The organism is Azotobacter bryophylli (assembly GCF_042643485.1).
GTDB classification, from domain to species: Bacteria; Pseudomonadota; Gammaproteobacteria; order Pseudomonadales; family Pseudomonadaceae; genus Azotobacter; species Azotobacter bryophylli.
On sequence record NZ_JBHRSJ010000035.1, the window covers coordinates 302,411 to 314,927 of the forward strand.

Sequence of the window (12,517 nt, forward strand, 5' to 3'; positions counted from 1 at the left end):
TTCAGGGAGTTATACACCATTTGGTGTCTAATTATAGTTAGCCTACAGAGGAAATAGATGTTTTCTATCCACTCTACAGAATCTGGCAGCATACTCACCTTTGATAAGGTGCAAGGCGATTATTTTTCTGTCTGCTTTAGCTCTTCTGCGCTAAGTGTTAAGCGTGGAGTTTGGGCATATACCGACGCACATAGCCTGGCAAACCTTTTCGAATACCTTGCAAGTCATGAATTTCCTTGGCTGACTTCTGAGAAGTGGGAGTCAATAGAAGGCGAGTTCTCGTTGAATGCAACCTGTAGTTCTCGCGGCATAGTAAATTTCAAGGTCTGCATTTCTGATTTTGGAAACGAGGAACCATGGAGGTTTGAAGGGAATATCTGCACAGAGCTTGGCCAGTTGCCAACTATCGCAAATTCCGCACGGCAGTTTTTCGGCTTGCCTGTAGACTAACTATGCGCGCAACACCATTCGCTTCGCTCACTGGACTCGTAAAATCCATGCTTTTGCTCGCCTGTTAGCTTAATCGTTAGGAGTAGCCGATGCATCAAAACGTCAAAAAACTCGCTGCTATTCAGCAAGTAGGGTAGACAACGGCGCAGCCTTGTCTATCGGTAGAAACACTGTTCGCAGATCGCGCACTTCTGCGATGTGGGTCGCCACCGGAGGTCGTTCGGTAGCGTATCTTGGCCGCATAGGGCAGCCGTCTTGCCCAGGAACTACCTCAATCGGCCGCGTTGTGAATAACGGCGCAAAGCAGTCGGCACGGCCGTGGAACCCTCGGCGTAGGCAGGGAGAGCCCAATTGAACAACAGCCCCAGATCCTTATTCCGAGTATTCGCAGTTATTTTTTTTCTGCTGCTATTCGGGGTAGCCATGTTTGCACATGGATGGGTTAGCTGGTCGGAGGGCAGTATAACTATGAGCCCAACCTCGCTCACTTCATTCGCTGGACTCGCAAAAGCTGCGCTTTTGCTCGCCGATAACACAAGCGTTAGGCACTTTTAGTATGAGTCGTACAATGATCTATCAAGGCGAAATGTTCGAGAACGGAAGTTCTATATTTCAGGGTGATCTTGATGTTTTTGATTCTGAATATGAGTTGAGAGTTCATAAGCATGTCGAATGCATGTTTAGAGGGAAGAAGTTAATAATTAGTCCGTTTAACAAAAGAATGTTTTTGGGTAGTGCTGTAGAACAGGGCTATAAAATAACTATGGAAGGTAATTCCCTTGGTCGCTATCTCAATGGGCCAAAAGGCCATCCGGGCGATGGTGAATATGATATTTATAGTGTGTGTAAATTATCTATTTCTGGAGTGTACAAGCGTGGTGGATTAACTGTAACTATTGAGGCATCTACTGGAGCGGGGAGGGATGTTTGTTTTTTTACTGGTGAAGAGTATGAGAATAGATTTGTGCCAGTTGTAGTTAAAGTATTATTTCATGTGCCTAAAGCGGATTTAAAAGAGTTCTTGGGTTTCAGTGATAATAATATTTCAGGCTTTTTAGCGCGTATTGACGCAATTGCTTAACAAAGAGCTTAAGCAAGTAGAGTAGACAACGGCGTAGCCTTGTCTATCGAGGCATATCCTTCATGGGTTTTGGTGTTTTCTTTGCCTCCGCTCTAGTAGGTAGTTTAAATCGCTTACTCTGTTCACAGGGACAGTGTTAACGTAGCGCTACTTAACTTAACCTAAGTGTTAGGATCAAACGAATGGATCATGCCAGCGCAATCACCTACCAAGCTGGCTTTTCGAAGTGTCCGTTGCAGCAATATGCCAGTTAGCGCATACGGGAGATATAGCTCGCGTTATCTTGTTGGCTAATACTTTTCGGGGTTTTTATGGTCTTTGTTAATGAGTTTATTTCTCAGGATGATATGGAAAAGTATGGTATTCGTGAAATAAATAAGAAATATTTAAAAATGAACTCGCGCAACAGTTGGACTATAGATCGCGAGAGAAATATATATCTTCGCTATATGATGTCGGGGCGGGAAGATCTTTCTAACTTACATACTTTCACCTTCTTTTGGGGAGGGGAGCTATTTGAGGTTCAGCTTTTTGGTGATGGGTATGCTAAGCGGGGTGGTAGCGGGTTGAGTATTTGGAGGCCAAGATTGATTGATATTCCGAGTAAGTTGTCAGAGAGAAGAGAAGAAATTTTGGGTGATCTAAAAGAAGCACTTACTGAATACAAGGAGGCTGGGGTTTTTACGACTGTAGAACAGCATGCCGTAAGATTTGAATTTTGATTTGACTTGATTGAGAGCAAGTAAGGTAGACAACAGCGCTGCCTTGTCTACCGATACTGACGATGGGCAATTGCTCCGCGACTATCCGGATCGCTGGTGATCACCCGGCCATTCAACGACCATCCAGAATCTTTTTCAGAGACTCGGAAAAGGAGTAAGAGGGCGTTTCTGTGCCGTTACTGGCGTAGCTTATTTCTCCCCCAAGCGCCTTGGCTATTTGTTCGGCGCGATCACTGGCGGAGCTTGTGGCGGTTATTTCAGAGGAAAGGTGGGCATAGGCGTTTGGCAGTTCGACAAGGCCAGACTTCCAGATGTTCGCCACTACTTTGCCGGAAACTTTGACTTGGGCATATAGATTATCCCGGCTGTTGTCGGCCTTCTGGTAGTTTGCCCCGGCCTCGCTGGCTTTAACGATGTTGTTGAGCTTTTCTATGTCCGTCGTCGGTATCTTTTTCGAGGGCAAGTCGGACAAGGGTTTGACTTGGCCTTGTAGTGCATTGGTGATGCTGTTGTTCGATATTCTCGATATGCTCACTTTTTAGTTCTCCTTCGATCCTTTAATGGTTCCCACGCTTCTGCGAGGGAATCGCTTTTGAGGGAGGCTATCACGGTCCGCTCCAATTAGGCCTTTCGCTTTCAGCCTTTGCACGTCCTTAACACCGCCTACAGGCGACTTCTCCAGCGAGTAGGATAGCGCGAGCATTCTCAAGAGCCGTCGCGTGGTCTTCAACATCAAGGGTAACGACTACCGTCTGGTCGTCGCCGTGGCTTATCGCTTCGGAGCCATTTATATCAAGTTCATCGGCACGCACCGACAATACGATGCCGTTGATGCCGATACCGTTGAAATGGAGTGAACGCCATGAACATTCGTCCGATTCGCAACGATCAAGACTACCGCGCGGCTCTCAAGGCACTCTCGCCGCTTTTCGACAATGAGCCCGAGCTGGGCACCCCAGAAGGTGACCGCTTCGAAGTCATGCTGACTCTGGTAGAAGCCTACGAAGCCAAACACTTCCCGGTGGATCTTCCCAACCCTATCGATGCCATCAAGTTTCGCATGGAGCAATCGGGGCTGACCGCCAGCGATCTGAGTCCGGCAATCGGCCGCACCAACCGGGTCTATGAGGTGCTGAACGGCACCCGCTCTCTGACTTTTTACCGATGATCTGGAAGCTACACAGCTTGTTCGGAATCCCGGCGGAAAGCCTCATCAAACCGACTCCGCGCGCCTGAGCATAACCCCCGGAGCGCGTAGGGTAGACAACGCGCGGTCTACGAGAAGGCGAAGGGGCGGTAGAGAGGCCAGATATGGCGATGTATTTCGTAGGCGCTGTCTAGGAAATTCGGAGCTTGGTGGTAAAAAAGTGGTACGGAACGATTGCCTGCTCTCTACAGCCCTTTATCCATGTGGGCTCTGAGCTTAGTCGGGACGATCCATCATCGGCGCAACGCAGAAGCGGCGGGACGGCTCAGGCCGCGTGGTTACGAGTCTGAGGCGGTTCTGCTGCGAGCCTGTCTGTGCCGAGATCTTCCCTTATAACTCCGATCCTGCTCGACTTCGTTCGCCCGAGGATGCTGGAGGAGGTTCTCCGTTTCCATAATCGATGGATTATGGATATCAGCGGAATATTCGAAACGGCCTGGAAATAACAGTGGCCAGTATTTCTGATCATGGGGCTGCGGCGTTATATGCGCCAGCGAAGGAGGGAGCACGTATAAGGAGAGGAAGGAGAGAACCGTTTGGGCGCCTGTTGAGGCTGGGGAGGTGTAGGGCAGTATTTCCTAGTTTTCTTGGGGACGTTTATGGAAAACGCCTTGCCATAAGCAGACAAGGCGCTTTGGGTTTCTGCTTACTTCTTCTCTTCAGCAGCACCCTCGGTTGCTTCGGCAGCCTTCTGTTCGGTGGCAGCGGCAGCTTCCTGGGGGGCGGCGGTAGTGTTTTCAGTTGCTTCGGCTGCTTTCTGCTCCACGGCGGCGGCATCGCCAGTAGACTGGGTGGCCTGGGGAGCAGCAGTGTTTGCCGGCTCTACCTTGTGGTCTGACTTTTCGCCGCAGGCGGCCAGACCGAGAGTGGCTGCGAGCAGCATGGCGTAAGTCAGCGTTTTTTGCATCTTCTACTCCTTGAGAGTATCCATGGGAAAAAGCGGGAATACTGACCGTCTGTAGGTTCCGCTATTTTTGCAAGGTCGGCATTGCAACAGACAATCGCGTGGCCCCAAGCCACTGTTCATGATATGGGGCTGGTTAGGGCAATTTAAAGTGCGAGGGATGCATGAGGTATTTATTCTTCTCGCGATGCAATTGTCGCAGATGGCCCTCTAAGACTCCTGGGTTCGCGGTTAGTTTCCGCAGATCCATAAATTTTCTCGGCTTGGCGCCTAATGGCCATAACCTGAGTCAGCTTGTATATGTCAGCTTCTCGCAGGGGAGGGGCTGTTGCTGGCTGTACCATCGATGTCTGGCGTCTCGGATGGCCAACATCCGAAGCGAAATACCGATGCAACTCAAGGATGGCCGATGCCGTCTTCCGCAAGCAGCGGGTCGGCATCCCTTGACTCGTTGCCTGTCTCAGCCCCTTCAGGCGTAGGTATTGACCTGCGTGCCCAGGGTTCCTTCGGTGGCCAGCTGCGGCGTCGGCATTGCCGACTGAATCAATTGCAGGGTGGCGGAGGATTGGAGGTCCAGGGCCTTCTTCAGTAGCGTCATCTGTGCTTCCTGACCGACTTTCGCCTGTTGCAGCACCACAGAATCGGCGACGACGTTGTTCACGGAAATATCCATAACGGCTCCTAATCCGCTTTTGCTTGGTAGGCCCTGCCCGAGAGAGGTGCCTACGCCATTGTGGCAGGAACTCCGAGTGTACTGGAACTCCCGTGTTAGATGTGTTGTGCGCGTAGGCCGCTAAGCTGGGAGGCTACAGATGTAGCTCAATCACTGGGGAAGGGTTTTGCCAATTTCCGCAGCGGCACGAACGACGGCGCGTCGTGTAGCGGCGAGCAGATCGAGTCCTTCCCGCTCCGTAGCGAGCGGCCCGTGTCGTCGTCCCGCTGAAATCTCGTGACCGTTCTTCCCGGTGAAGGTAACGTTCAGCCGCAGTTTCAGCGCCAGCCGCAGAGCGTCCTTGTCATTTTTCAAGGGGTTCCAGACTGCATTGTGCCCGTTGGCCTCTTCGACCGGGAGCAGCAGGCCGCATGCGCTCCCTCGTGGGTGGCAGTCGCCGCAATGGTCGATCACCCACTCTCCCTGAATGCCAGCTGCTTTGGCTGCCAGTTCCAATAGTTCGCAATCTGTCATGCCTGCACTCCTTCCATAGAACATTGCAGATTGATGATAGCCATAGCTGACTGCAGGAGCGAAGAGGAGAGTTAACCTGATCAGGCCAAAGATGAGGCGTGACGAAGCCCCCTCTTTGGTGGGGCAGCCACTGCCATCTGATCGATAAACCCGGCGGGAGCCCCTGGGCTTCGGGGGTGGGCAGGCTATTCGGGATGTTATAGCGATGGTGCTCGACGCACCGGTGTATCGCTGAGGGTGTCATCGTCGAAGCTGCTGGCGACACCGCCGAGGATGCTGACGGTGGCGTCCATGTTTCAATCTTTCATCCCTGATGGTGACAGCGATTTCCGTCATGACACCGGTATTACCGCTTACAGCGTAATCAAGCATTTCTTCCGCTTTCCATCAGAATGAAGGCAAGTGCCGCATGGGAAACATTGTTTTGATAGTTCATCCGGCTTGGTGACGCATCTACCGGTCAGCCTGATGGCCAGGGTGGGGAGCTTGTAATCGGTTAGTTTTCACGGAGCAAGATCGTCTTTTCGTTATTGACTCGATATATGCAACTCAGAATTGCGCCCAAGTTGGATTGACAGAAAATTGGCATTTTGTTTTTGTGATTGCCAGTCTTTAGAGCCTCCGAAGGCTGATGTCTCTGAACTGCGTCAAGGTAGTACTATGAAGCGCGTGTTTAAAGTAGCGACACTTTCTCTTGCCATTCTGTCTTCCTATGCCTGGTCTGCCGATAATGCGGCCAAGACCCTGGCTCTGTCCGCCAAGCAGGAAGAGCAACTGTTCCAGATCTCGCGTCAAGGCTTCGATGCCATGGATAGTGTCCAGCGCGCCCGACTGGCGCTGTTCAGCGGCCATCCGAACGAGGCCAAGCTGCTCGTCGATAGCGCTGCCGATCTGCTGTCCGCCGATCAGGACGAGTGGAAGGCTTTCCTCAAGGCCGACAAGAAGACTCCCCATGGCGATAACGATTACATTGTGATCGATGCCGCTATAGCCGTGGCGGAAGATTACGTTGCAACTCCGGAAAAGCAGAAAGCGATTAGCAAGGCCAACGAGAAGTTCGGCAAAGGCGATCATAAAGGCGCTGTCGAAGAACTTCGCCTGGCCGGTGTCGGCGTATCGGAAACTCAATTCCTGATGCCGCTGAAACATACGCTTCAGTCCGTTCAGAGTGCCCGGAAACTGCTGAAGGACGGAAAATACTACGAGGCCAACCTGGCACTGAAAGGTGCCGAGGATGGAATCGTCACCGAAACCGAGACCATCACCGAAATCCCGGACCAGCCCTTATCGGCCAAGAAATAGTCCGGGGATAATTCTTCGGGTCATGCGTTGTCCCAAGCCAAAGCCCGGAGCCCCTGTTCTCGGCAGGGGCTCTTTTTTGTGTCTGCGATTTAGCGGCCGTGCGGGCGAGCCTGCGTATTCCGGCTACTCGCCCAAGTCGGGGATGCCATATCCATCGATGCCGTTGACCACCTTATCGCGTTCGGCATTTGGGTTTTCCTTCGATGGGTGGGATGCAGCGCGCTTTGCATCCAGGATCTTCTGGGCCTTCTGAAGAGAGGCCTGTACCTCATTCAGGTCGTCAGCAGCTGCCAGGCCAGTCTGGAGTACGTCGCCAAGTTCGACCAGTAGAGCGTCTCGGGCAGCCTTGGCTTCGGCAATATCCTCGCGGGAAAAGGTTTCCTCCAGACGGGTGATGACTTCCTCGGCCGCCGAGCGATTGTTCCTTGTGGCGGCCTCCATCAGCTTGATTTTCAGTTCTTCAGGAAGCCCGAGATTGTCGAGTTGTGGTGAGGCTGAGCGGCTCATGATGGGCCTCGTTATTGAATAGGGTCGTCCTGTTGTGGCGATTCCTTATCTTAGGTTCCTATTCAGTATGGCAATTGCGTAACGAAAGCGCCGGGCCCGACCGACCCACGGTTCGAGCACTGTGCGGTACAGCAGGTCGGCCGCTAGGGGAGGCGGGCTAGGCGTGTTCTCTTTCCAGGATGGCCAGGGGAGCGGGGGCAGGGCGGTCGATGGTGTAGATGGCAATATCCAGAATGACACCGAGTGCCGTTCTGTCGCCTGGTTTGTCATAGACCCAGTCCACCTTGGACTCCAGGCTGTAACTGGGGAGGTCGATCAGAGCCGAGAGACGTTCGGCGGCCTTCGGCTTGAGATAGCCGATCTGTTCTCCATGCACGAAGACGGCCATCGAGTGGCTGCCGGCCTGCCATCTGAGCTCGACCGGATCGCCCCGGTAGACGTCTTCCCGGATGATGTCCTGGCGGCTGCGGCCGTCCTCGTTCAGATCCGTTTCTCCGACCACGGCATAGATGAGATTGCCGAACAGTCTCTTGCGCACAGCCGGAGAGGTGCCGCGGTTTTCGGGACGCGATGACGCAGCGGGCTCGACGCTGTGCCCTTCGAGGGGGATTGGCTTTGGCTTACCTGCCTTGCTGGTCTCAGTATGTTGCCCGTGATCGGCTTCCGAGAGATCCATGAGGCGGTCGAACAGAGACATGAGTAGCCCTCCTTGTCGTTTTCTTATTGTTCTTCTTTGGCTCTGTTCCGATAGTAGCTCACTAATGGCGTATTGCTGCCTCCTGATACTAAAGGCTGATTTGACAACCCAGGACGTTCTCGGGAGACGGCCTTGACGCTTTTGGCTCGAAGAAGAGCCGATCAGCCGTATCGAGGGGCTCGGGGGCCGGGAAGAGCCCCTGCCAGCGTGGCAGAGGCTTTTGGAGGACGAGTAATTCAGTCGCGGGACGAGGACTGCAGCCGTTCGGGCGTTCTTCTCGTCTGCGGAATTAAGAAGGGCCGGGACGCCAATTTGGATAGCCTGACGACTCAGCCGATCGTGATTTCCGGAGGCAGCCCCAGTGGCTCGAGCAAGGGCAGGTCGGGCATATCGATCACGACGCTGACCGCATCGTGGCTGTTACCCAGGGGGATGTTGTCAGGAATATCGGGTAAAGCGGCAAGATTACCGAGAACGCTGATGATGTCGTCCATTTTCAATCTCACTCCATGATGAGGGTAGCGATTTGGGGCGGGACATCGGTACTACCGCTTACAGCGTAATCAAGCTTCTCCCCCTCGCCATGAGCAGAAGACGGACGGCAGCGGGCTTCCCAGTCCTGCAGGTGGACAGGAATGGTTGTTCTGCCTTGGGCGGCCCCGAACGAGCGGGGCCTGCGTAGGGGTCAGTACTTGTCCCAATTGTCCTTGAGCCATTTCGTGATGTTCTTGGCAGTCTGGATCGAGCCCGGCATGTGCTGCTTGATCAGGCGCTCGGCCTTGAGCGCCGTTTCTATGGAGCGTTTGTCCCTGCTCAGGGCGTTCAGGTAGTACAGGACTTCGTGTCCTTCGTTGCGGTCGACGAAGTAGCTGTCCGGCACTCCGTTGAATCTCGGACTTTCGCTGGTCCATTTGTATTTGAATTGCAGATCGTGTTTGGTGACGGTAGCCATTCATTCTCCCATGGTCTTCTTTCCGAGCCGGGCATAATGCCCATATGCCATCAAGCCATGGATTTTGAACGGATTTCTCTTGTGAGCGTCACGAAACAGTCTTTTTCGGCAGCCTTCAATCTCTAGCCAAAGGCGCGCCTTCGCTGGTCTTTCAGGATTTGCTGCCTGATCCGTAAAAGACCTTTGCTGAAATATTTCTGCAATCTTCGAGTGATCATGGCCTGCCCGGGGTGGGCTCGGCTGGCTGCTTTCCGCGAACCCGCCCACAGGAACTTATCGCGGCGATTTCCACCGAAAACAAGGGGCTGGAACTTGCGTCCGTGTTCGGTCGCGTCGCGTAGAGGAACTCGTTCGATGAAATGGGAAGCGCTGCTGGACGAAACGCTATGGATCAGGCTCGGCATCCTGCTGGCGGTGACCTTCGCCAGTTACTGGCTCCTGCGCAGCGTGGTGCGTATCGCGACCAAGCGGCTGGAGGCGCTGAGCGGGCGGGGGCGGCTGTATGCGTTCGCCGCACAGATGCTCGGGCAGACCAGTCGCCTGCTGATCTTCGCCTTCTCGCTGCTGATCGGACTGAAATGGGTGGCGCTGTCCTCGCGCTGGGAATCCGTGCTCGCCCATGGCTGGTTCGTGGCCTTGGCGTTCCAGGTGGCGCTCTGGCTGGATACCGCCGTTCGCCTCTGGATGGAGAGCCTGACCCTGGACGGCCATGTCCGCAATCCGGTGACCACGGCCATCGTCGGCGTCATGTTCCGGGTGCTGATCTGGACCATGATGCTGCTGTCGATCCTGGCCAATCTGGGCGTGGACATCACCGCGATGGTCGCCAGTCTGGGCATCGGCGGTATCGCCATCGCCCTGGCGGTGCAGACGGTGCTGGGCGATGTGCTGGCTTCGCTGTCGATCGGCATGGACAAGCCGTTCGAGGTGGGGGACTTCGTGGTCTTCGACGATGTCGCCGGCACCATCGAGCACATCGGTCTGAAGACTACCCGCATCCGCAGCCTGGGCGGGGAGCAGGTGGTCTGCGCCAACGCCGAGCTGCTGAAGAAGACGGTGCACAACTACAAGCGCATGGATACCCGGCGCATCGTCTTCAAGTTCGGCGTCACCTACGACACGCCGGCGAGCAAGGTGCGCGAGGTCGCCGCGCTGGTGCGGCGGATCATCGAGGGCATCGGCGACACGCGCTTCGACCGGGCCCATTTCCTGGCCTTCGACGACAGCCAGCTGACCTTCGAGGTGGTCTACCTCGTGCTCAGCTCGGACTACAACCAGTACATGGACATCCAGCAGGAGATCAATCTCGGGCTGCTGCAGGGGCTGCGCGATCTGGACGTGCAGTTCGCCTTTCCCACGCGCAGCGTCGAGTTCGTCGGCGGCAGCCTGCCGGAGATCAGCGTGGCCGGCCTGCCGCAAGGCAGGGCCGCGACCGGGGCGGGAATGGAGGCGGGCGTCCGGGCCCGCTAGCCGCGGCTCGGCGCCGGCGGACTAGTCCTTGGCGTCCATGAACTCGCGCGCCCAGATGCGGTATTCCTCCAGGGTCGAGTAGCGGGCGCAGAGCTCGGGAGCGCTCATGTCCTGGGCGGCGAGCTGGCGCTGCTCGCGCAGGCAGTCGTAGGTGGCCTTGATCGCCGCGTAGTAGGCGGCGTGCCCATTGACCGTCACGCGCACGCCGGCGTCGGCCAGCCGGCGCAGGTCGCGCAGCTTGGGATTGCCATAGGTGATCAGCATCAGCGGGATCTTCACGTGCTCGGCGATGGCTTCCAGATGCTCGAAATCCCGGATGCCGAACAGGCAGATGCCGTCGGCTCCGGCCGCCTGGTAGGCGCTCACCCGTTCGATGGTTTCCGGAATGCCGAGCTGGCCGGCATTGGTCCGGGCGATGATGCTCAGGGACGGATCGATCCGCGCCTCCAGGGCCGCCCGAATCTTGCCGACGGCTTCGTCCAGCGGGATCAGATCGCTGATCTTGTGCCCGTACTTGGGCGGCAGCTGGGTGTCCTCCAGGGTCAGCGCGGCGATGCCGGCGCGCTCCAGCTCCCGCACCGTGCGCATGGCGTTGATCGCGTTGCCATAGCCGTGGTCGGCGTCGCAGATGATCGGCAGGCGCGCCACCCGGCCGATGCGGGTGGCCTGCTCGACGAATTCGCTCAGGGTGATCAGGGCGAAGTCAGGGGCGGCCAGGACCTGCAGCGAGGCGACCGAACCGCCGAGGATGCCGATCTCGAAGCCCAGATCGCCGGCGATGCGGGCGGACATCGGGTCGAACACGGAGGCGGCGTCGTAACACTGGCTGGACTCCAACAGCGACCGGAACTGCTGCCTCAATTCGTGCTGGGAGGCGATGGTCATAGAGTGCTCCTTAATGCGTCGTCTTTTCTTCTCGTCGGTCCGAGAATCGGCCTTTCTTCCCCGCCGGGTCAAGTCGGGAAATCGGCTAGGGGCGGGAAGGGGGCGATAACCGGTCGGCCGCTCCCGGACGCCGTCGACGGTTCGGTTCGGCGCGACGGGGACCGTCCCGGGCGCCGGCAGTGTCATAATGGCCGGCCACTCCTCTCTGCACGAACCGGTCAGCCATGTCTTCCATCAGCACCTCCGTCGGTCTGCGTCCCAGCGTCCTGCACCTGCCCCAAGGCGACTGGGACACGGTGCTGGACTGCCTGTGCGCGCACTTCCCGGCGATCGCCCGCGAGGTCTGGCTCGACCGCATGGCCCGCGGGCGGGTGCTGGACGGCGAGCAGCGGCCGATAGGCCCGCAGCACCCCTATCGGGAGGCGCTGCGCATCCACTATTTCCGCGAAGTGACGGCGGAGACGCCGATCCCCTTCGAGGAGAGCGTGCTGCACGTGGACGAGCATCTGGTGGTGGCCGACAAGCCGCACTTCCTGCCGGTCGCCCCGGTCGGGGAGTACGTCGAGCAGACCCTGCTGGCGCGGCTGGTGCGCCGCCTCGGTAATCCGGATCTGGTGCCGCTGCACCGCATCGACCGGCTGACCGCGGGCCTGGTGCTGTTCTCCTGCAATCCCGCCAGCCGCGGGCGTTATCAGGCGCTGTTCCGCGAGCGGAGCATGGACAAGGTCTACGAGGCCATCGCCCCGGCGCTGCCCGGCCTGGAGTTTCCGCTGTGGCGGCGCAGCCGTCTGGTCAAGGGCGAGCCCTTCTTCCGCATGCGCGAGGCCGAGGGGCAGGCCAACAGCGAAACCCGCGTCGAGGTCCGCGAGCGGCTCGGCGAGCACTGGCGCTACGCGCTGTACCCGGTGACGGGAAAGACCCATCAGCTGCGCGTGCACATGGCCGCGCTGGGGGCGGGGATCTGCAACGATCCGCTGTATCCGGAGCTGCTCAAGCGTTCGCAGCGGGAGACGGACGATTACCGTCGGCCGCTCAAGCTGCTGGCGCGGAGCCTGAGATTCGTCGATCCCCTGAGCGGGGCGGAGCGGAGCTTCGAGAGCCGGATCCGGCTCGAGGCGGGCGGTCCCTGCCCGGAGGGCAGGGACTAGGCGGCG

The 12,517-nt window shown here is 56.8% G+C and carries 15 protein-coding genes and 2 pseudogenes; 8 read left to right on the forward strand and 9 right to left on the reverse strand.

The features are described 5' to 3' along the window. The first annotated feature begins 57 nt into the window (after positions 1–57). From ACFOJE_RS20505 to ACFOJE_RS20515, 3 genes are all read left to right on the forward strand, one after another. Positions 58–450 carry a DUF6228 family protein gene (locus tag ACFOJE_RS20505; RefSeq protein WP_377816829.1) on the forward strand — a complete coding sequence of 131 codons (393 nt, stop codon included), beginning with the start codon at positions 58–60 and terminating at the stop codon, positions 448–450. A gap of 568 nt (positions 451–1,018) precedes the next feature. Continuing rightward, entirely contained in the window at positions 1,019–1,531 is a 513-nt protein-coding gene (locus tag ACFOJE_RS20510) for a hypothetical protein (protein WP_377816830.1), read from the forward strand. 311 nt (positions 1,532–1,842) lie between these two features. Further along, positions 1,843–2,253, forward strand: coding sequence for a hypothetical protein (locus ACFOJE_RS20515; protein ID WP_377816831.1), 411 nt, complete (start codon positions 1,843–1,845; stop codon positions 2,251–2,253). A 112-nt stretch (positions 2,254–2,365) separates the two neighbouring features. Here the strand turns inward: ACFOJE_RS20515 and ACFOJE_RS20520 are convergent, their stop codons facing one another. Continuing rightward, positions 2,366–2,788: a hypothetical protein gene (locus tag ACFOJE_RS20520; RefSeq protein ID WP_377816833.1), complete on the reverse strand. Its 423-nt coding sequence runs from the start codon at positions 2,786–2,788 to the stop codon at positions 2,366–2,368. Between the two features lie 157 nt (positions 2,789–2,945). Here ACFOJE_RS20520 and ACFOJE_RS20525 point away from each other — a divergent pair. Beyond that, positions 2,946–3,110: pseudogene (locus ACFOJE_RS20525) on the forward strand (type II toxin-antitoxin system HigB family toxin); the annotation flags it as partial. A 5-nt stretch (positions 3,111–3,115) separates the two neighbouring features. Further along, positions 3,116–3,489, forward strand: a pseudogene (locus ACFOJE_RS20530) (helix-turn-helix domain-containing protein). Between the two features lie 617 nt (positions 3,490–4,106). Here ACFOJE_RS20530 and ACFOJE_RS20535 read toward each other — a convergent pair. The 3 genes from ACFOJE_RS20535 to ACFOJE_RS20545 all read right to left on the reverse strand — a co-directional run bounded on the left by ACFOJE_RS20535 (position 4,107) and on the right by ACFOJE_RS20545 (position 5,550). After that, the gene (locus ACFOJE_RS20535; protein WP_377816834.1) at positions 4,107–4,367 is read right to left on the reverse strand and encodes a hypothetical protein; all 261 of its coding nucleotides are present in this window, start codon (positions 4,365–4,367) and stop codon (positions 4,107–4,109) included. 466 nt (positions 4,368–4,833) lie between these two features. Continuing rightward, a complete protein-coding gene (locus ACFOJE_RS20540) occupies positions 4,834–5,037 on the reverse strand; it encodes a YjfB family protein (protein WP_377816836.1) in 204 nt (67 codons plus the stop codon). A 150-nt stretch (positions 5,038–5,187) separates the two neighbouring features. Further along, positions 5,188–5,550, reverse strand: a complete 363-nt coding sequence (locus ACFOJE_RS20545) for a hypothetical protein (RefSeq protein ID WP_377816837.1) — start codon at positions 5,548–5,550, stop codon at positions 5,188–5,190. Between the two features lie 660 nt (positions 5,551–6,210). On the opposite strand from ACFOJE_RS20545, the gene ACFOJE_RS20550 reads away from it, so the two are divergent. After that, entirely contained in the window at positions 6,211–6,852 is a 642-nt protein-coding gene (locus ACFOJE_RS20550) for a YfdX family protein (RefSeq protein ID WP_377816838.1), read from the forward strand. Between the two features lie 123 nt (positions 6,853–6,975). On the opposite strand, the gene ACFOJE_RS20555 is transcribed toward ACFOJE_RS20550, so the two are convergent. The 4 genes from ACFOJE_RS20555 to ACFOJE_RS20570 all read right to left on the reverse strand — a co-directional run bounded on the left by ACFOJE_RS20555 (position 6,976) and on the right by ACFOJE_RS20570 (position 9,008). After that, complete coding sequence (locus ACFOJE_RS20555) at positions 6,976–7,359, reverse strand: Arc family DNA-binding protein (protein WP_377816840.1); 384 nt, start codon at positions 7,357–7,359, stop codon at positions 6,976–6,978. Positions 7,360–7,516: 157 nt separating this feature from the next. After that, positions 7,517–8,056 (reverse strand): hypothetical protein, encoded by a 540-nt coding sequence (locus ACFOJE_RS20560; RefSeq protein WP_377816842.1) that lies wholly within the window; start codon positions 8,054–8,056, stop codon positions 7,517–7,519. Positions 8,057–8,385: 329 nt separating this feature from the next. Further along, entirely contained in the window at positions 8,386–8,550 is a 165-nt protein-coding gene (locus ACFOJE_RS20565; protein ID WP_377816843.1) for a hypothetical protein, read from the reverse strand. Between the two features lie 191 nt (positions 8,551–8,741). Then, on the reverse strand, positions 8,742–9,008 hold the full coding sequence (locus ACFOJE_RS20570) for a hypothetical protein (protein ID WP_377816845.1): 267 nt from the start codon (positions 9,006–9,008) through the stop codon (positions 8,742–8,744). 354 nt (positions 9,009–9,362) lie between these two features. Here ACFOJE_RS20570 and ACFOJE_RS20575 point away from each other — a divergent pair, with 354 nt between their 5' ends. After that, positions 9,363–10,478 (forward strand): mechanosensitive ion channel family protein, encoded by a 1,116-nt coding sequence (locus tag ACFOJE_RS20575; RefSeq protein WP_377816847.1) that lies wholly within the window; start codon positions 9,363–9,365, stop codon positions 10,476–10,478. A 21-nt stretch (positions 10,479–10,499) separates the two neighbouring features. Here the strand turns inward: ACFOJE_RS20575 and ACFOJE_RS20580 are convergent, their stop codons facing one another. Further along, a complete protein-coding gene (locus ACFOJE_RS20580; RefSeq protein WP_377816849.1) occupies positions 10,500–11,363 on the reverse strand; it encodes an isocitrate lyase/PEP mutase family protein in 864 nt (287 codons plus the stop codon). Between the two features lie 224 nt (positions 11,364–11,587). On the opposite strand from ACFOJE_RS20580, the gene ACFOJE_RS20585 reads away from it, so the two are divergent. Further along, a complete protein-coding gene (locus tag ACFOJE_RS20585; protein WP_377816851.1) occupies positions 11,588–12,511 on the forward strand; it encodes a pseudouridine synthase in 924 nt (307 codons plus the stop codon). Positions 12,512–12,517 lie beyond the last annotated feature (6 nt).

What these genes read in the sequence shown, in the direction of transcription:
- ACFOJE_RS20505 (WP_377816829.1), top strand. Translation starts at nt 58, where the DNA reads ATGTTTTCTATCCACTCTACAGAATCTGGCAGCATACTCACCTTTGAT.
- ACFOJE_RS20585 (WP_377816851.1), top strand. Translation starts at nt 11,588, where the DNA reads ATGTCTTCCATCAGCACCTCCGTCGGTCTGCGTCCCAGCGTCCTGCAC.
- ACFOJE_RS20570 (WP_377816845.1), bottom strand. Translation starts at nt 9,008, where the DNA reads ATGGCTACCGTCACCAAACACGATCTGCAATTCAAATACAAATGGACC.
- ACFOJE_RS20510 (WP_377816830.1), top strand. Translation starts at nt 1,019, where the DNA reads ATGATCTATCAAGGCGAAATGTTCGAGAACGGAAGTTCTATATTTCAG.
- ACFOJE_RS20575 (WP_377816847.1), top strand. Translation starts at nt 9,363, where the DNA reads ATGAAATGGGAAGCGCTGCTGGACGAAACGCTATGGATCAGGCTCGGC.
- ACFOJE_RS20515 (WP_377816831.1), top strand. Translation starts at nt 1,843, where the DNA reads ATGGTCTTTGTTAATGAGTTTATTTCTCAGGATGATATGGAAAAGTAT.
- ACFOJE_RS20560 (WP_377816842.1), bottom strand. Translation starts at nt 8,056, where the DNA reads ATGTCTCTGTTCGACCGCCTCATGGATCTCTCGGAAGCCGATCACGGG.
- ACFOJE_RS20580 (WP_377816849.1), bottom strand. Translation starts at nt 11,363, where the DNA reads ATGACCATCGCCTCCCAGCACGAATTGAGGCAGCAGTTCCGGTCGCTG.
- ACFOJE_RS20555 (WP_377816840.1), bottom strand. Translation starts at nt 7,359, where the DNA reads ATGAGCCGCTCAGCCTCACCACAACTCGACAATCTCGGGCTTCCTGAA.
- ACFOJE_RS20545 (WP_377816837.1), bottom strand. Translation starts at nt 5,550, where the DNA reads ATGACAGATTGCGAACTATTGGAACTGGCAGCCAAAGCAGCTGGCATT.
- ACFOJE_RS20565 (WP_377816843.1), bottom strand. Translation starts at nt 8,550, where the DNA reads ATGGACGACATCATCAGCGTTCTCGGTAATCTTGCCGCTTTACCCGAT.
- ACFOJE_RS20540 (WP_377816836.1), bottom strand. Translation starts at nt 5,037, where the DNA reads ATGGATATTTCCGTGAACAACGTCGTCGCCGATTCTGTGGTGCTGCAA.
- ACFOJE_RS20535 (WP_377816834.1), bottom strand. Translation starts at nt 4,367, where the DNA reads ATGCAAAAAACGCTGACTTACGCCATGCTGCTCGCAGCCACTCTCGGT.
- ACFOJE_RS20550 (WP_377816838.1), top strand. Translation starts at nt 6,211, where the DNA reads ATGAAGCGCGTGTTTAAAGTAGCGACACTTTCTCTTGCCATTCTGTCT.